This window comes from Pseudomonas sp. PA-1-3F (genome assembly GCF_021609665.1).
GTDB classification, from domain to species: domain Bacteria; phylum Pseudomonadota; class Gammaproteobacteria; order Pseudomonadales; family Pseudomonadaceae; genus Aquipseudomonas; species Aquipseudomonas paracarnis.
In genome coordinates, this window is record NZ_WJZD01000087.1 from 1 (window position 1) to 571 (window position 571).

Below are 571 nucleotides of genomic sequence, written 5' to 3' on the forward strand. Positions count from 1 at the left end.
TCGGCCAGCTCCCTTGAAGGGGGAAGCGTACGGTCGCGTCGACATCCGGCTCGATATGGCCACCCTGGTCCTCGTCTATCGTCGGCGCCGGCCACCTGACGACTTGCCCCACGACCTCCAGATAGAGCTTTTCGGAAGGCTGTTGCACCGCGCCATTCTGATACAGGGCATGCACGCTCGCGCTGCCTTCGGCAATCGCGCTCACCAGCGCGTTGGGAACCTCAAAGGTATAAAGGCCTGCTCTACTGAGTTCTTCGGTGTGCGTATGAGGGATCGAATTGCCTTCACTGTCCAAACCGGCCCAGATCAGCGTCACGTGGGAATAGGCGCTAGCCTCCTGGGAGAGGACCCAAAGGGCCACTTCCACATCCCAACTGCCCAGTTCTGCGAGGTCGATTTTCGTACCGGTGTCTGGAAACTGCAGCCACGGCGCTTCGGGGCGCTCCTCATTGAGGTGCACATCAATCAACGACACCGCCGACCAGCGCGCCCGCTCCTCCGGCAGATTGCCGCCCGCGTCCCGCACCTGGTAAGCCACGCGCGTAAGCCGGTTATTGCCCGCGGCGCTGAT

1 pseudogene is annotated in these 571 nt (G+C 62.2%); it reads right to left on the minus strand.

The features are described from left to right. Positions 1 to 571 (minus strand): annotated as a pseudogene (locus GIV26_RS27465) (hypothetical protein); the annotation flags it as partial.